This window comes from Desulfovibrio sp. SGI.133 (assembly GCF_050313955.1).
GTDB lineage: Bacteria > Desulfobacterota > Desulfovibrionia > Desulfovibrionales > Desulfovibrionaceae > Desulfovibrio.
This window is the reverse complement of sequence record NZ_JBNPMK010000002.1, coordinates 208696-225060: the sequence shown is the minus strand read 5'-3', so window position 1 is coordinate 225060 and position 16365 is coordinate 208696. Positions and strand designations below refer to the sequence as shown.

Sequence of the window (16365 nt, the reverse complement as noted above, 5' to 3'; positions counted from 1 at the left end):
GGAGCGTCAACCATACGCCACAACGACTGTAACGAGCTTTTGACAAGCAAGGTAGATATATGAGCCTGGACGATCTCTTCACTGCACGCGGCACGTCGGCCAATGTGACCAACATCCGCAACCTGAAAGCCATCCAGATTTCCATCGCCTCGCCCGAAGCCATCCGCGAATGGTCCTACGGTGAGGTCAAGAAACCGGAAACCATCAACTACCGTACCTTCAAGCCGGAGCGCGACGGCCTGTTCTGCGCCAAGATCTTCGGCCCCGTGAAGGACTACGAGTGCAACTGCGGCAAGTACAAGCGCATGAAGCACCGCGGCATCGTCTGCGAAAAGTGCGGCGTTGAAGTCATTGCCTCCAAGGTGCGTCGCGAGCGCATGGGCCACATCGAACTGGCCGCGCCCGTGGCCCACATCTGGTTCCTCAAGACCCTGCCCTCCAAGATCGGTACCCTGCTCGACATGACCATGGCCGATCTGGAAAAGGTCCTGTACTTCGATTCCTACATCGTGCTTGATCCCGGCCAGACCAATCTGCAGCGCCGCCAGGTCATCTCTGAAGACCAGTACCTGCAGATCCTGGACCACTACGGCACCGAAGACGCCCTGACCGTGGGCATGGGCGCCGAAGCCGTGCGCTCCCTTCTGGAAGAGCTGGATCTGGAAAAGCTGCGCACCGAACTGCGCGAAGAAAGCGAGACCACCAAGAGCCAGACCAAAAAGAAGAAGCTCACCAAGCGCCTGAAGATCGTCGAGGCCTTCCTGGAGTCCAACAACAAGCCCGAATGGATGATCATGGAAGTCATTCCCGTCATCCCGCCGGAGCTGCGTCCCCTGGTGCCCCTGGACGGCGGCCGTTTCGCCACCTCCGACCTCAACGACCTGTACCGCCGCGTCATCAACCGTAACAACCGTCTGAAGCGCCTCATCGAACTGGGCGCTCCCGACATCATCATCCGCAACGAAAAGCGCATGCTGCAGGAAGCCGTGGACGCCCTGTTCGACAACGGCCGCCGCGGTCGCGCCATCGCCGGTACCAACGGTCGTCCGCTCAAGTCCCTGTCCGACATGATCAAGGGCAAGCAGGGCCGCTTCCGTCAGAACCTGCTGGGTAAGCGCGTGGACTACTCCGGTCGTTCCGTTATTACCGTGGGTCCTTACCTCAAGCTGCATCAGTGCGGCCTGCCCAAGAAGATGGCTCTGGAGCTGTTCAAGCCCTTCATCTACTCGGAGCTGGAAAAGCGCGGTTATGCCTCCACCATCAAGAGCGCCAAGAAGATGGTGGAGCGTGAAGAGCTGGTGGTCTGGGACATTCTCTCGGAAGTGGTGCGCGAATACCCCATCATGCTCAACCGTGCCCCTACCCTGCACCGTCTGGGTATCCAGGCCTTTGAGCCCCTGCTGGTGGAAGGCAAGGCCATCCGTCTGCATCCCCTGGTCTGCTCGGCCTACAACGCCGACTTCGACGGTGACCAGATGGCCGTGCACATCCCGCTTTCCGTGGAAGCGCAGATCGAATGCCGCGTGCTCATGATGAGCACCAACAACATCCTCTCGCCCGCTAACGGCGGTCCTGTCATCGTGCCTTCCCAGGACATCGTTCTGGGTCTGTACTACATGACCTCCGAGCGCAGCTTCGAGAAGGGCGAAGGCATGACCTTCTGCGCTCCTTGGGAAGTGGAAGCCGCCTATGATGCCGATGCCGTGTCCCTGCACGCCCGCATCAACGTGCGCATGCCCGACGGCAAGACCTACCGCACCACGCCCGGCCGCGTGCTGGTGAGCAACATCCTGCCCAAGGAAATGTCCTTCGAGAACGTCAACCTGGTGCTGACCAAGAAGATGATCGCCAAGCTGGTGGAAAACTGCTACCGCCAGTGCGGCATCAAGGCCACGGTCATCCTCTGCGACAATCTGAAGAACATGGGTTATGAGTTCGCCACCCGCGCCGGTGTCAGTATCGGTGTGAAGGACCTCATCATCCCGGCCCGCAAGAAGGACATCCTGGCCGCTTCCCAGGCCGAGGTGGACGACATCGAACGCCAGTACCGCGACGGTATCATCACCCGTACCGAAAAGTACAACAAGGTCGTCGATGTGTGGACCAAGGCCACCCAGGACGTCTCCACGGAAATGATCAAGGAGATCTCTTACGATATCCTGAAGGATCCCAAGACCGGCCGTGAAGAGAAGAACCAGAGCTTCAACTCCATCTTCATGATGTCCACCTCCGGTGCCCGAGGCAACCAGGACCAGATGCGTCAGCTGGCCGGTATGCGCGGTCTGATGGCCAAGCCTTCCGGTGAAATCATCGAAACGCCCATCACCTCGTCCTTCCGCGAAGGCCTGTCGGTGCTGCAGTACTTCACCTCCACCCACGGTGCTCGTAAGGGTCTGGCCGACACCGCCCTGAAGACGGCCAACTCCGGTTACCTGACCCGTCGTCTGGTGGACGTGGTGCAGGACGTGATCGTCTCCGAACACGACTGCGGCACGGTGGACGGCATCGAGCTGACCCACCTGCGCGAAGGCGGCGACATCAAGACCCCGGTGTGGGAACGCGCCATGGGCCGTGTGCTGCTCTACCCCGTCTACGATCCCGAAGACGCGGAAAAGGTGCTGCTGCCCGAGAACACCCTCATCGACGAAGCCGAGGCCGCTGTGCTGCGTGAACACGGCGTCAGCTCCATCACGGTGCGTTCGCCCCTCACCTGCCAGGCCGAGCGCGGCATCTGCGCCCTGTGCTACGGCCGCGACCTGGCCCGCGGCCATCTGGTCAACACCGGCGAGACCGTGGGTATCATTGCTGCCCAGTCCATCGGTGAACCCGGTACCCAGCTGACCATGCGTACCTTCCACATCGGTGGTACCGCATCCAGCACCATTGAAAAGAACAAGTTCGAAGCCCAGAACACCGGTCGCGTCATCCTCAACCGCGTGCGCGCCGTTACCAACCGTGACGGTATCCAGCTGGTGCTGGGCAAGAGCGGCCAGCTGACCATCGTGGATCCGCAGGGCCGCGAACGTGAAAAGTACATCCTGCCCAACGGCGCCCGCCTGCATGTGACCGACGGTCAGGAAGTGACCAAGGGCACCGTGCTGGCCGAGTGGGACCCCTTCAACGAACCCTTCGTGTCCGAAGAAGAAGGTATCATCCGCTTCACCGACATCGTGGACGGCAAGACCGTGCAGGAAAAGGTGGACGACGTGACGCGTCAGGCCTCCCTGACCATCATGGAATACCGTACCACCAACTACCGTCCGTCCATCTCGGTCTGCGATGAGCACGGCAACGTCAAGCAGCGTCCGCACAGCGTGGCGTCCGCCGTGTACAGCCTGCCCGTGGGCTCCATCATCATGGTCAAGGACGGCGAGGCCATCCAGGCCGGTGACATCATCGCCCGTAAGCCCCGCGAAACTTCCAAGACCAAGGACATCGTGGGTGGTCTTCCCCGCGTGGCCGAGCTCTTCGAAGTCCGCAAGCCCAAGGACATGGCCGTGGTTTCCGAAATCTCCGGTACCGTGTCCTACGCCGGCGAATCCAAGGGCAAGCGCAAGCTGGTGGTGACCCCCGAAATCGGTGATTCCAAGGAATACCTGGTGCCCAAGGGCAAGCACATCACCGTGGCCGACGGCGACTTCGTGGAAGCCGGCGATCCGCTGACCGAAGGTTCGCCCGAACTGCACGACATCCTGCGCACCCGCGGTGAAAAGTACCTGGCCCGCTACCTCGTGGACGAAATCCAGGAAGTGTACCGCTTCCAGGGCGTGGGCATCGACGACAAGCACATCGAAGTCATCGTGCGCCAGATGCTCAAGAAGGTCACCGTGCTGGATTCCGGCGGCACCAGCTTCCTGGTGGGCGAACAGGTGGACAAGGCCGAGTTCAAGGCCGAGAACCACAAGGCCATCGCCGAAGGCCGTCAGCCCGCCACCGCCGAACCCCTGGTGCTGGGTATCACCCAGGCTTCGCTGACCACCTCGTCCTTCATCTCGGCGGCTTCCTTCCAGGAAACCACCAAGGTGCTCACCGAGGCTTCCCTCAAGGGCAAGATGGACTACCTGCGCGGCCTCAAGGAAAACGTCATCGTGGGCCGTCTCATCCCGGCCGGTACGGGCTATCGCGAGTATGTCCACGGCGACATCACCGTGCCCGACCAGAAGGAACGTCCGGACAAGTTCCTGGAAGATCTGGAAGAGAACCCCGTGCTGGTGGATCTGGGCCAGTAGGCCCCTTTCCTCTGCTGAACATCAGGGCGACCGTCATATGGCGGTCGCCCTTTTTTTATGTATGGCCGATCGGCCGAGGTACCGTATGCAGCACGCCATGCCCTCTCGCCATCGCCGACCCAGCCGCGCTTGCCGGTGCTGTCCCGGCGCCTTCCTCTCTGCGGTTGGGACCGGATATCTTCCCCAATGCAACAAAATGTAGAGAAGCCCTTCCCTCCTTTCTTTTTGTGATTAATTCCTGATAAGAGAACGATAAGACCTCCCGGCAAAAGCCGGGAGGACCTGCGGGCAAAGACGCATCCCCCTCCGCCGGAGCCAACGTGTTGTGAAAAGGAGGCCAAAAAATTTTTCATACGCGCAAAGCATGGCTTCGCTTAAGTTAACATATTAAAATAATTATATAAACAAGAAAACATAGCCAGGTCGGAGTATTTTGGGAATCTGCGTGCCATCTTTGCATTTCTTGCATTTTACGGTAGAAGGCAGGAATTGTTCCGCGCCTGAGACCAGGCGGCGACAGGTCGTGCCCCGGCATGATCCGACCCGCCGAATCCCGGCGCATTGTTCTGGAGAGGTTGGTTCCTGGTGCGCTGCACCTCTTGCTCATGACCGGATCTGGCTCGGTCATGCGCAGAAACCACGATGCCGCAGGCATCTCGACTCATGGGAGAAAACGCATGACAACTCTGTTCTACATCCTGGCCTACCTTGCAGTAATCGGCTTTGTGGCGACTGCCGCCATCAAGGTGAAAGGCTATCTGGCTGCCAGCCCCCTGCACGCCCGCTGGGAGCTCTACCCCGTGCCGCATGAAGGCCCCAAAGGCTCCTACGGCGGCAGCTTCATGGAAGAGACCGACTGGTGGACCAAGCCCCGCCACGTCGACCACATGGGCGACATCAAGGCCCTGCTGGAAGAAGTGCTCTTCCTGCACGCCACCTTCACCCATAACCTCAAGCTGTGGTTCCGCACCTATCCCTTCCACTTCGGTCTGTACATGCTGATGGGCGGCACCATCATCCTGGTCGTGGCCGCCTTCCTGCGCCTGTTCGGCATGAACCCCGACGGCGGCTTCCTGACCTTCGTGCACAACGTCATCAATGCCATCAGCCTGCTGGGCATGTTCGGCATCATCGGTGGCGGCATCGGCCTGATTTGCCGTCGTCTGCACGACGAAGGCCTGCGCAAGTACACCACCCCCGAACACTTCTTCAACCTGGGCGTGTTCATCGTCTTCGCCCTGGTGGGTCTGGTGGCCTGGGCCTTCAACCCCTCCTTTGCCCGCATGTCCGGTGACTTCATCTACAACCTGCTCACCTTCAACTTTGCCGACATCAACAGCACCACTTTCGTGATCCACATGCTGTTCGGCTTCTTCGTGCTGATCTGGATTCCCATGACCCACATGGGCCACCTGATCTTCAAGTACTTCACCTACCATGACATCCGCTGGGGCGACACCCCCACCGATTTCAGCCAGAAGAACAACGAGAAGATGAAGCAGGCCCTGCAGTTCAAGGTGAGCTGGGCTGCCGACCACATCAACGGTCAGGGCACCAAGACCTGGCTGGACATCGCTACCGAATCCCCCAAGAAGGACTAGGGAGTACATCATGAAAGATACGCTGCGTTTGACTGATATTTCCACGGCCGAAGGCCAGATGGTCAGCATCGACCTCAAGGACATCCCCGATGTGGAAGGTCTTGACCTCGTCAAGATGCCCTGGCGTCCCGTCAGCGACGAACAGAAGGCCAAAGTGGCCTGCATCCTGGACGAAGTCTGCGTGCTGAATATCCCCAAGCCCCAGACCCCCCAGGAAGAAGAAGAGCTGGTCAACCGTTTCCTGGACGGTATGCGCAAGCTGTTCAGCAAGGAAAACAACTGGACCTTCCTGCCCATGCTGGAAACCAGCATGGACTACTGCGCCCAGTGCAACTCCTGTTCCGATGCCTGCCATCTGTACGAGATGTCCGGCCACAACGAGATGTACCGCCCCAACTACCGCTCTGAAATCTTCCGCCGCATCTACAAGCAGTATGTGAAGAAAGAGCCCCTGGCCAAATGGCGTTACGGCGACATGGGCCTGAACTGGAAGACCGTTGCCCGCCTGGGCGAACTGGCCTACCGCTGCAACCTCTGCCGTCGCTGCGCCCAGACCTGCCCCATCGGTGTGGATAACGGCCTGATCGCCCGCGAAATCCGCAAGCTGTTCAGCCAGGAACTGGGCTTCTCGCCCCGCGAACTGCACGAAAAGGGCACCATCAACCAGATGAAGGTGGGCTCCTCCACCGGTATGACCCCCGACGTGGTGAAAGAAAACGTGGAGTTCATCGACGAGGACTACACCGAAATCACCGGCGTGGGCATCCACACCCCCTTCGACGTGAAGGGTGCCGACATCCTGCTGATCCACAACGCCGGCGAAGTCATGGCCTGGCCCGAAAACATCGCCAGCTTCTCCCTGATCTTCCAGGAAGCCGGCCTGTCCTGGACCCTGTCCAGCAAGGCCGTGGCCTATGACGGCGTGAACTACGGCGTGTTCTACGACGACGCCCAGACCGCCCGTATCGCCCTGCAGCACATGCAGGCCGCCAAGGAACTGGGTGCCAAGAAGATCGTCATCGGTGAATGCGGCCACGCCCACAAGGCCATGACCGTTATCGCCGACCGCGTCATCCCCTACGAATACCAGGTGCCCCGCGAATCCTGCTACGTGACCCTGCGTGACATCGTCATGTCCGGTCGCCTGAAGCTGGATCCTTCGCGCAACAACTTCCCCGTCACCCTGCACGACCCCTGCAACGCCGTGCGCCTGATGGGTATTGTGCAGCCCCAGCGCGAGATCCTGCACAAGATCGCCCCGCAGTTCCGCGAAATGCCCTGCCACGGCGTGGACAACTACTGCTGCGGCGGTGGTTCCGGCTTCGCCATCATGACCCGTCAGAACATCGACGAATGGCGCGGCAACATCTCCGGTCGTAAAAAGATGTGGCAGATCGCCCAGGCCTTCAAGGACTGCCTTGGCCCCGAAACCAAGAAGTACATCTGCGCTCCCTGCTCCAACTGCAAGGGCCAGATCCGCGAAATGCTGGAACACAGCGACCTGTACACCAAGAACAGCTTCGCCTACGGCGGCCTGGTGGAACTGATCGTCAACGCCATGGTCAACGTCAATCCCGGCTTCATCAAGTGGGAAGGCGACGAAGAGTAATCTTCGACCGTGTGTCATCTTTGGGGGGAGCAGCGATGCTCCCCCCTTTTTTATGTCTACAGAAAAAGCGGGAGAACTGCGGCGCATCCCTCTGCCCCCGTGTTTCCCTGCGAGCGAGGGGAGGCCCCCTTTTATGGATAAAAGGTGTGCCCTCCCCCTCGCCTCCCCTCCTCGCCAAAAAACTTTTTCCCGGGCCTGTCCACTGTCGGCGATTGCCCTGTGACACCAGGAAAAACGTCTGGATGATTACAACGAAAGATCCGTTTCATCCATCTGGTTGTGAGTCGTATATCAGACGGGCTCTGAAGGACTGCGCGACGTTTGCGGGCGTTTGCCTGATGTCTGTCCCTAGGGGACATCCCCAAAATCATCCGTTATTTCGTTTCGCCTCGTAACACTCAACAGGCTAACGGCCAGAAATAAAAAAGGCCGCGGAAAATCTCCCGCAGCCTTTTAGTATCTCTAGTGATGGCCTCAGGCCATCTCAGACTCATTCACGCCCGTAACGGTCGTCAAAACGCTCGATATCGTCTTCGCCCAGGTAATCACCGGTCTGGACTTCCACGATCTCCAGCGGCTGCGCCGAAGCATTGCTCAGCCGATGCATGGTCTTCTGGGGGATGTAGACCGACTGGTCCACATGCAGGTGCATCTCTTCATCCCCCACGCGCACCAGACCTTCCCCGGCGATGACGACCCAGTGCTCGGCCCGGTGCCGATGACGCTGCAGGGAAAGCGCGGCTCCGGGATTGACCTGGATCCGCTTGACCTGGAAGCGCTCGCCCAGGGCCAGGGTCTCATACCAGCCCCAGGGACGGTACACACGCAGATGCATCTCCTGCTCGTGCCGGTCCTGGGCGGCAAGCCGGGCCACCAGGGTCTTGACCTCCTGGCTGCGAGCCCTGTCGGCCACCAGAACGGCGTCGCCGGTCTCCACCACCACAAGATCCTTCACGCCCAGCGTCGTCACCAGGCGGCTCCCGGCATGGATGTAGCAGCCCTGACTGTCCTGGGCCAGCACATCGCCCACGCAAGCATTACCTTCCGCATCCTGCGTGCTGTTCTCGTAGATGGCTTCCCACGAGCCCAGATCGCTCCAGCGGCACGGCAGCGGCACCATGGCCACATGCGCACTTTTTTCCATCAGGGCATAGTCCACCGAATCAGAGGGACATTGGGCAAAAGATTCCCGATGCAGGCGGATGAAGTCATAATCAGCCCGGCGCAGGGCCCAGGCCTTGCGCACTGCGGCCATGATGGCCGGGGCCTGGGCTTCCAGCTCGGCCAGATACTGGGAGGCACGGAACACGAACATGCCGCTGTTCCAGAAGTAGCCGCCCTGCGCCAGCATGGCTTCGGCAGCCTCCTGCGCGGGCTTTTCCACAAAACGGCGGACCGCGAAACCGGAGGCCAGGGCATCGCCCTTTTCGATGTAGCCGTAGCCGGTCTCGGGACGGTCGGGCGTGACCCCAAAGGTGACCAGGGCCCCTTCATGGGCACACTCCGCAGCCTGCGCGACGGCAGCGGCAAAAGCCGGCAAATCTTCCAGCACATGGTCCGAAGGCAGGACCAGCAGCACAGGATCACCGTCTTCCACATCACAGGCAGCCGTCACGGCCAGCGCGGCAGCGGCGATGGCCGGTGCCGTATTGCGCGGTTCCGGTTCCAGCAGGATCCGGCCGTTCAGTCCCTGACGCTGCAGGGCTGCGGCAGCAAGAAAGCGCTGCTCTTCATTGCAGATGACTACGGGCGCGGCCAGTCCGGGCACGGCCGCAAGACGCTGCAGCGTATCCTCGAACAGCGTATGACCGCCCAGGTCCATGAATTGCTTGGGATACTTGCGACGGGACAGGGGCCACAGGCGTGTACCGGCGCCCCCGCACAAGATGACGGGACAGATCTTCATGTCGTTTGCTCGGTATATTTGGAAACGTGGAGAAAAAAGCATCGCGGTAGAGAAAACGGCCGGAAGGACTTTCCTCCGGCCGTATGGCGACGCTTACAGATAGTCGGGATTGGCAGCGGCCTTGCCGTTGGCCAGCATGATGCGCACATAATGCAGGCCATGCTCGTCCACCGGGATGATGGGGAACTGCTTGCCGCAGCCGTCGCAGCGCACATTGCGCGGCTCCACCGGGTTGACCAGCGGTACATGACGCAGGCAGTGGGGACAGCGGTAGAAAAACAGCAACTCCATGCCGTCAGGAGCCACAGGCTCCAAAGGTTTCTGGCTACCGGACATGGGCTTCCTCCACCAGCGGCGTCCCGGTCATGGCCTCGGGCTGGGCGATGCCCCACATGCGCAGCAGGGTCGGTGCCACATCGGCCAGCTTGCCGTCATGCAGACGCCATTCCTTGCCGGAGGCATCCAGCAGGATGCAGGGCACGGGATTGGTGGTATGGGCGGTCTGGGGCTTGCCCTCTCCGTCCTTCATGACTTCGCAGTTGCCGTGGTCGGCGATGAGCAGCATCCAGCCCTTGCGGGCCTCCACGGCAGCCACCATGCGCCCCACGCATTCATCCACCACCGCGCAGGCTTCCACGGCGGCGGAGAGCACGCCCGTATGGCCCACCATATCGCCGTTGGCCAGGTTGCAGACCACCAGGTCGTACTGGCCGCTCTGCCAGGCTTCCACGAACTTGTCCGTGACCTCGCGGGCGCTCATGGCCGGTTTCTGGTCATAAGTCTGCACCTCGCGCGGTGAAGGCACGAGGATACGGTCTTCCAGCGGCAGGGGCTCTTCCACACCGCCGTTGAAGAAATAGGTGACGTGCGCGTATTTTTCCGTTTCGGCCAGACGCAGCTGGTGCATGCCCTGCTGCGAAACGACTTCGCCAAGGCCCATGGTCACGGATTCCTTAGGGAAGGCCACCGGCAGGGGGAAGTGGGCGTCGTAGGCCGTCATGGAAGCCACGGCAGCCAGCTGCGGCACCCTGCCCCGCTCGAAACCGGTGAAGTCCGCGTCTACGAAGGCCTGGGAAAGCTCGCGCATGCGGTCGGCGCGGAAATTGTAGAAGAACAGGCCGTCCCCGTCCTGCAGGGTGGAGGCATCCTCGCCTTCCAGCAGCACGGGCTTGATGAATTCGTCACTGACGCCCTCGGCATAGGAATCTTCCACAGCCTGCACGGCATCCGTGGCCTTGCGGCCCTTGCCGTGGACCATGAGATCCCACACCTCGGACACGCGCTCCCAGCGCTTGTCGCGGTCCATGGCATAGAAGCGCCCCGCCAGGCTGGCCACACGCACGTCCTTCATGGAGACGATCTGTTCCAGCAGGCTGCGCACATAGGAGGCGCCGCTCTGGGGCGGGGTATCGCGCCCGTCCATGAAGCAGTGGATGCGCACCGGCACACCGGCGGCGAAAGCCATGGCGCACAGGGCCACCAGATGATTGATGTGGCTGTGCACGCCGCCGTCGGAGAGCAGGCCCGCCAGATGCAGACGGCCGCCGCTGCGGCGTGTTTTTTCCAGCACGTCCTGCAGCACGGGGTTGTGGAACAGGGAGCCGTCCTCAAGGGCCACGTCGATGCGCGTCATGTCCTGATAGACGATGCGTCCCGCACCGATATTGAGGTGTCCCACCTCGGAGTTGCCCATATAGCCGGCAGGCAGGCCCACTTCGCGCCCGGAGGCGGCAAGGCGGCTGTGGGGGCAGCGCGCCATCAGGTCATCCAGATGGGGCGTGGCTGCCACCCAGGGGGCATTGCCTTCCCCTTTTTCCGTCAGGCCCCAGCCGTCAAGAATGAGCAACAGGGTGGGGGTCATGCACGGGGCTCCTTGTTGAGGGCAGCGGCAGCCGCGCCCCACAGGTTCTCCAGCTGATACAGATCACGCACGGACTGCTGGAAGATGTTGACCACGATGTCGTTGCAGTCCACCAGGATCCACTGGCCGGTGTTGTAGCCTTCCATGCGCAGGTATTCGTAGTTCTGTTCATGGCACAGGGCAGAAACGCCGTCCGCCAGGCTCTGGGCATGACGCACGGAGGTGGCGCTGACCACCAGCAGGGCGTCCGTGAAGGCACCCTGGCCGGCCAGGTCGATCTCGGCCACGTCGACAGCCTTGTGTTCCTCAAGCCACGCCTTGATGACGGCCATTTTTTCCGCCGTAGGCAGTTCCGAATATTTCTTGGGGGTAGAGATAAGGTTTTGCATGTCCCTCCCATACCTCAAAGCGTACCCGAGGGCAACAATGCCGCCCGGCCCGGGGATGGCCCGGCGCATTGTTCCGGGCATAAAAAAAGACATTGCATTGCAATATGTTATCCATGTTTTTCAAGCAGATATCTTGACCTTGGGGGGCTTTTGCGTCATCCATAGACTACTCAGGATTTCAAGGAGAAACGCCGTGATTTTCAATATCGACAAGGAAACGCTGCCCCGCGAAGATATCGAAGCCCTGCAATTGCGCCGTCTGCAGGACCTTTGCTCCCGTGTCTATGCCAATGTGCCTTTCTACCGCAAACGCTTCGACGAGAGCGGTATCAAGCCCGGCGACATCAAGAGCCTGGCCGATCTGAAGAACCTGCCCTTTACCGAAAAGCAGGACCTGCGCAATTACTATCCCTTCGGTCTTTTCGCCGTGCCGCGTGACAACATCGTCCGCCTGCACGCCTCCAGCGGCACCACCGGCAAGGCCGTGGTGGTGGGCTATACCGCCCGCGACCTGCACAATTGGGCCGAACTGGCCGGCCGCAGCCTGTCCGCCGCCGGCGTCAACCAGACGGACATCGTGCATGTGGCCTACGGCTACGGCCTGTTCACCGGCGGTCTGGGCGCCCACGGCGGTGCCGAGCGCATCGGTGCTACGGTGGTCCCGGCCTCGGGCGGCGCCACGCGTCGCCAGGCCTACCTGCTGCGCGATTTCGGCGCCACGGCCCTGTGCTGTACGCCCTCCTACGCCCTGCACCTGTGGGAAGCCGGCCAGGAAGTGGGCATCGACTTCCGTGACCTGCCCCTGCGTACCGGCGTGTTCGGTGCCGAGCCCTGGACCGAAGAGATGCGCCAGGACATCGAGCAGAAAATGGGCATCAATGCCCTGAACATCTACGGCCTTTCCGAAGTCATGGGCCCCGGCGTGGCCATGGAATGCCTGGAATCCAAGTGCGGCATGCACCTGTGGGAAGACCACTTCCTGCCCGAGATCATCGACCCCGTCACCGGCGAACAGCTCCCCGAGGGCGAAGTGGGCGAACTGGTCATCACCACGCTCACCAAGGAAGGCATCCCGCTGATCCGCTACCGCACCCGCGACCTGACCAGCCTGGATTACACTCCCTGCCGTTGCGGACGTACCCATGTGCGTCTGACCCGCATCCGGGGCCGCAGCGACGACATGCTCATCATCCGCGGCGTCAATGTCTTCCCGCAGCAGATCGAAGCCCTGCTCATGGAAAACCAGAACCTGAGCCCCAACTATCAGATCATCGTGGACCGCGTAAACAACCTGGATACCCTGGAAGTCCAGGTGGAGATGAACGAGACCCTTTTTGCCGACGAGATCCGCAAGCTGCAGAGCCTGGAAAGCTCCATCCAGAAGAGCATCAAGGAATTCCTGGGCGTCACCACCAAGGTGCGCCTTATGGAGCCGCATTCCATCCAGCGTTCCGAAGGCAAGGCCAAGCGTATCATCGACAAGCGGCCTACAGAATAAAACCAACAAAAGCAGCATGTTGGAAAATAAATTTTTTATTTTTCGACAAAATGAAAAAAGCTGCTTGACAGAAAGGGGGTCTCTAGCGTAGAACCCTCTTTCGTTGAGCGGGAGTAACTCAGTGGTAGAGTGCAACCTTGCCAAGGTTGAAGTCGCGGGTTCAAATCCCGTCTCCCGCTCCAACAAATGAGGCGACATAGCCAAGTGGTAAGGCAGAGGTCTGCAAAACCTCCACTCTCCAGTTCAAATCTGGATGTCGCCTCCAAAAAACGATCGGTGGATATGCCGTGCATATGCGCGGGAGTAACTCAGTGGTAGAGTGCAACCTTGCCAAGGTTGAAGTCGCGGGTTCAAATCCCGTCTCCCGCTCCACAACATAAGGCGACATAGCCAAGTGGTAAGGCAGAGGTCTGCAAAACCTCCATTCTCCAGTTCAAATCTGGATGTCGCCTCCATAAAAACGATCGCAACATACCGTGCCAGTGTGCGGGAGTAACTCAGTGGTAGAGTGCAACCTTGCCAAGGTTGAAGTCGCGGGTTCAAATCCCGTCTCCCGCTCCATAAAAAACTGCCCTTTCGGGCGGGAATAACTCAACGGTAGAGTGTCAGCTTCCCAAGCTGAAGGTTGCGGGTTCAAGTCCCGTTTCCCGCTCCACAAGCCGACACGGACTTCTTATGAGGTCCTTTCCATAGCGGATCGTTCCGCATCCCGCGCGGGAGTAACTCAGTGGTAGAGTGCAACCTTGCCAAGGTTGAAGTCGCGGGTTCAAATCCCGTCTCCCGCTCCAGCAAATTCAGGGGTTTTCTCTTAGGAGAAAGCCCCTTTTTTTGTATCCGGACATATCTCCCCGACAGCGTTCCCCTGTTGTACGCATGTCCGGAGGCTTCCCCGCCCTGCTGGCGGACCGCAAAAAAACGTGCCATGCAGGCGAGTTTCCTCCTTTTTTTGCCATCCCGGGCCATTTGACATAATTTCATAAATTATTTATCAAAATATGTACCTTACAGAAGGAGTTTCCATGAGTACTGCTTCTACCATCAAATCGCTGGCGGCCTACGATTTGATCCGTGACATGATCCTGTCCGGTGAGGCCCTGCCCGGCACCCGACTAGTCCTTGTAGACTTGGAAAAAAAACTTGGCGTGGGGCGCGGGCCCATCCGGGATGCCCTCATGCGCCTGGACAAATCCGGCCTGGTCCAGAACATCCCCTACAAGGGGGCCATCGTCATGATGCCGCCCTCTTCCAAGGAAATCGAGCACATCTTCAACCTGCGCATCCAGGTGGAATGTGCCCTGGCCAAGGAAGCCATGCAGCAGGCGACCGCCGAAGACATGGACAGGCTGGAGCAGCTGGCCGGCGACCTGGCCGATACCCGTGATGCCGACTTTTTCTTCCACAAAGACAGGGACTTCCACCTGCAGCTCTACTCCCTTTCGCGGATGCACCATCTGCTGGCCGTGGACAGCCACCTGCTGGACTATGTGGAAGGTTTCCTCAACACCCGCCGCTATTCTCCCGAAGACATCTCGCTCTTCATCCAGCAGCACAAGGACATCCTGACCGCCATGCGCGACAAGGATGAAGAAAAACTCATGGAAGCCATGCGCCGCAACATCCTGGTCGGCCTGGAGCTGATGCAGGACGAGATGAAGCGCCTGAAGCGCCACTAGGTTGCGCGCGCTCCACCGGATATGACAAGCCACCTTCGGGTGGCTTTTTTCGTTCTGGGGACAGGCCTGTACCTTGCGCACGCTTTTCACATCACGAACGGGATGCCGGAAGCCTGCGGAATGCCACCCGGCAAGATCCCCTCTTCCTGCATCCTCTGCCTGTACTATGGATGGCCTCTCCATAAGCCTTGCCCCGTTTCCCCGGCGAAACGCTGCGGCTGATCGCCGGATGCCTAGCCACATCGGCAGGCATGGCTTGCTCCCTTTTCGGCAGCCGTTCCATCCGGTAAGGTCGTCCCTAACGTTCCCGAATCCTTTGCTGCTGCGGCCACCAGCTAAAGAAAAAGGCGACATGCCGTGCATGCCGCCTTCCATATTCGTTGTGTCTTTCCCTGTTCAAAGGGCTGCGTCAACGCAAGTCCAGATATTTGTGGACCTGGACGCTCACACGCCACTGATGGGCAAAGGCCGCCTCCACGCACAGTCGTGTGGCTTCCTTCCCCTGGCTCACGGGCTGCAGCCAGACGAGCTCCGTCAGCGGCCGGGCAGCCGCCTTGCGGGCCGCTGCCAGCGCCTGTTCGAAACGGGCCAGATCCGCGGCCGTATCCACAGGGAATTTGATCTCTCCGGCCCGCTCCCAGGCATCCTGACGCACTTCCAGCCCACCGGGCATGTCCAGTTTGGGGCTCAGGGTCACCCAGACATCCTTATGACAACGGATGGGCATGGTGCCGCTGGTCTCGATCTGGACACGAAAACCCTCCGCCACCAGTCGGGAGGTCAGCTCCGTGAGGTCATGGCGACAGGGCTCGCCGCCGGTCAGCACCACATGGCGCGGCCCGGCCTCCCGGATGGCTGCCAGCAACGCCTCGGGCTCCACATCGGCATAGCCCGCTCCCGGCCCCTGCTTGGCACGCACGGCGGCAAAATCCAGCGTCGCGCCGTCCAGCCGGGCGGCGTACTGCGTATCGCACCACGGGCAGGCCACAGGACAGCCCTGAAAACGGACGAACACGGCAGGCGTCCCGGCAAAGGAGGCCTCGCCCTGCAGAGTGACGAAAAATTCGTTGACCGCCAGGGTCCGCATTACAGGCTCCAGCGCGCCTTGCACTTGGCGGTCTCTTCCACTTCCACGGCCACCAGACGGGCCCCGGTGCCTTCCAGCTGGGCCGGTCCCACCACTTCGCCCAGATAGCGGGCCATGTTCTCGGCGGACGGATTGCAGGGAAGGACGCTCACCGAAGGATCCAGCGCCCGCAGGCCTTCCAGCAGGGGGTCCTTGTCCCAGACCAGAAAACGGTGATCCCAGTGATCTTCCAGCCACTGGCACAGGCGTTCCTTGACCACCTGGAAGTCCAGCACGCGCCCCAGGGCGTCCAGCTCGTCGGCGGTGCACGTGAAGTGGATGCGGTAATTATGCCCGTGCAGACGGGCGCAGTGGGATTCGTGCCCGCAGATGCGGTGTCCCACGGAAATATCATGATAACGGCAGATACTGATCATGGTCTCCTCTCAACACTCCGGCATGCCGGATGATTTCGGACATGCCTGCGGCACGGACGGTCTCCGGGCCTCCGGCACTATAGGGCATCTTGGCGC

General features: G+C 60.5%; 11 protein-coding genes and 7 tRNA genes. 12 read left to right on the top strand and 6 right to left on the bottom strand.

All coding sequences use genetic code 11. From position 1 onward, the window contains the following. Positions 1-59 precede the first annotated feature (59 nt). The 3 genes from rpoC to ACQRBR_RS03760 all read left to right on the top strand — a co-directional run bounded on the left by rpoC (position 60) and on the right by ACQRBR_RS03760 (position 7439). Positions 60-4229, top strand: coding sequence for a DNA-directed RNA polymerase subunit beta' (gene rpoC, locus ACQRBR_RS03770; protein WP_303881409.1), 4170 nt, complete (start codon positions 60-62; stop codon positions 4227-4229). Positions 4230-4906: 677 nt separating this feature from the next. After that, positions 4907-5830, top strand: a complete 924-nt coding sequence (locus ACQRBR_RS03765) for a respiratory nitrate reductase subunit gamma (RefSeq protein ID WP_279136794.1) — start codon at positions 4907-4909, stop codon at positions 5828-5830. Positions 5831-5840: 10 nt separating this feature from the next. Continuing rightward, on the top strand, positions 5841-7439 hold the full coding sequence (locus ACQRBR_RS03760; protein WP_303865987.1) for a (Fe-S)-binding protein: 1599 nt from the start codon (positions 5841-5843) through the stop codon (positions 7437-7439). 490 nt (positions 7440-7929) lie between these two features. Here ACQRBR_RS03760 and ACQRBR_RS03755 read toward each other — a convergent pair whose 3' ends face one another. The 4 genes from ACQRBR_RS03755 to rsfS form a co-directional block, all read right to left on the bottom strand. Beyond that, on the bottom strand, positions 7930-9345 hold the full coding sequence (locus ACQRBR_RS03755) for a mannose-1-phosphate guanylyltransferase/mannose-6-phosphate isomerase (RefSeq protein ID WP_427812346.1): 1416 nt from the start codon (positions 9343-9345) through the stop codon (positions 7930-7932). A gap of 93 nt (positions 9346-9438) precedes the next feature. Then, the gene (locus ACQRBR_RS03750) at positions 9439-9681 is read right to left on the bottom strand and encodes a hypothetical protein (protein ID WP_168935192.1); all 243 of its coding nucleotides are present in this window, start codon (positions 9679-9681) and stop codon (positions 9439-9441) included. Beyond that, on the bottom strand, positions 9671-11206 hold the full coding sequence (gpmI, locus tag ACQRBR_RS03745; protein WP_427812345.1) for a 2,3-bisphosphoglycerate-independent phosphoglycerate mutase: 1536 nt from the start codon (positions 11204-11206) through the stop codon (positions 9671-9673). The genes ACQRBR_RS03750 and gpmI overlap by 11 nt, the downstream gene beginning before the upstream one ends. Then, positions 11203-11595 (bottom strand): ribosome silencing factor, encoded by a 393-nt coding sequence (gene rsfS, locus ACQRBR_RS03740; RefSeq protein ID WP_168935194.1) that lies wholly within the window; start codon positions 11593-11595, stop codon positions 11203-11205. Before rsfS ends, gpmI begins: the two co-directional genes overlap by 4 nt. Positions 11596-11788: 193 nt before the next feature. On the opposite strand from rsfS, the gene ACQRBR_RS03735 reads away from it, so the two are divergent. From ACQRBR_RS03735 to ACQRBR_RS03695, 9 genes are all read left to right on the top strand, one after another. Continuing rightward, positions 11789-13093, top strand: coding sequence for a phenylacetate--CoA ligase family protein (locus ACQRBR_RS03735; protein ID WP_040368905.1), 1305 nt, complete (start codon positions 11789-11791; stop codon positions 13091-13093). Positions 13094-13200: 107 nt separating this feature from the next. Beyond that, positions 13201-13275, top strand: a tRNA-Gly gene (locus tag ACQRBR_RS03730). Positions 13276-13283: 8 nt separating this feature from the next. Further along, positions 13284-13358: transfer RNA gene (locus tag ACQRBR_RS03725), tRNA-Cys, on the top strand. Positions 13359-13390: 32 nt separating this feature from the next. Beyond that, positions 13391-13465 (top strand) — tRNA-Gly (locus tag ACQRBR_RS03720). Between the two features lie 8 nt (positions 13466-13473). After that, a tRNA-Cys gene (locus tag ACQRBR_RS03715) sits at positions 13474-13548 on the top strand. Positions 13549-13579: 31 nt separating this feature from the next. Continuing rightward, positions 13580-13654, top strand: a tRNA-Gly gene (locus ACQRBR_RS03710). Positions 13655-13673: 19 nt separating this feature from the next. Continuing rightward, positions 13674-13748: transfer RNA gene (locus ACQRBR_RS03705), tRNA-Gly, on the top strand. A gap of 58 nt (positions 13749-13806) precedes the next feature. Then, positions 13807-13881: transfer RNA gene (locus ACQRBR_RS03700), tRNA-Gly, on the top strand. Positions 13882-14112: 231 nt separating this feature from the next. After that, positions 14113-14766, top strand: a complete 654-nt coding sequence (locus ACQRBR_RS03695; RefSeq protein ID WP_168935195.1) for a GntR family transcriptional regulator — start codon at positions 14113-14115, stop codon at positions 14764-14766. Between the two features lie 409 nt (positions 14767-15175). Here the strand turns inward: ACQRBR_RS03695 and queE are convergent, their stop codons facing one another. Together queE and ACQRBR_RS03685 are read right to left on the bottom strand one after the other, a co-directional pair. Further along, entirely contained in the window at positions 15176-15853 is a 678-nt protein-coding gene (queE, locus tag ACQRBR_RS03690; RefSeq protein WP_427812344.1) for a 7-carboxy-7-deazaguanine synthase QueE, read from the bottom strand. Next, positions 15853-16269, bottom strand: a complete 417-nt coding sequence (locus tag ACQRBR_RS03685; RefSeq protein WP_006003584.1) for a 6-pyruvoyl trahydropterin synthase family protein — start codon at positions 16267-16269, stop codon at positions 15853-15855. The genes queE and ACQRBR_RS03685 overlap by 1 nt, the downstream gene beginning before the upstream one ends. Between the last annotated feature and the right edge of the window lie 96 nt (positions 16270-16365).

Bases quoted from the DNA above. Each gene is read 5' to 3' on its own strand.
- ACQRBR_RS03695 (WP_168935195.1), top strand. From the start codon at position 14,113: ATGAGTACTGCTTCTACCATCAAATCGCTGGCGGCCTACGATTTGATC.
- ACQRBR_RS03760 (WP_303865987.1), top strand. From the start codon at position 5,841: ATGAAAGATACGCTGCGTTTGACTGATATTTCCACGGCCGAAGGCCAG.
- ACQRBR_RS03685 (WP_006003584.1), bottom strand. From the start codon at position 16,269: ATGATCAGTATCTGCCGTTATCATGATATTTCCGTGGGACACCGCATC.
- rsfS (WP_168935194.1), bottom strand. From the start codon at position 11,595: ATGCAAAACCTTATCTCTACCCCCAAGAAATATTCGGAACTGCCTACG.
- ACQRBR_RS03765 (WP_279136794.1), top strand. From the start codon at position 4,907: ATGACAACTCTGTTCTACATCCTGGCCTACCTTGCAGTAATCGGCTTT.
- ACQRBR_RS03750 (WP_168935192.1), bottom strand. From the start codon at position 9,681: ATGTCCGGTAGCCAGAAACCTTTGGAGCCTGTGGCTCCTGACGGCATG.
- ACQRBR_RS03755 (WP_427812346.1), bottom strand. From the start codon at position 9,345: ATGAAGATCTGTCCCGTCATCTTGTGCGGGGGCGCCGGTACACGCCTG.
- queE (WP_427812344.1), bottom strand. From the start codon at position 15,853: ATGCGGACCCTGGCGGTCAACGAATTTTTCGTCACTCTGCAGGGCGAG.
- rpoC (WP_303881409.1), top strand. From the start codon at position 60: ATGAGCCTGGACGATCTCTTCACTGCACGCGGCACGTCGGCCAATGTG.
- gpmI (WP_427812345.1), bottom strand. From the start codon at position 11,206: ATGACCCCCACCCTGTTGCTCATTCTTGACGGCTGGGGCCTGACGGAA.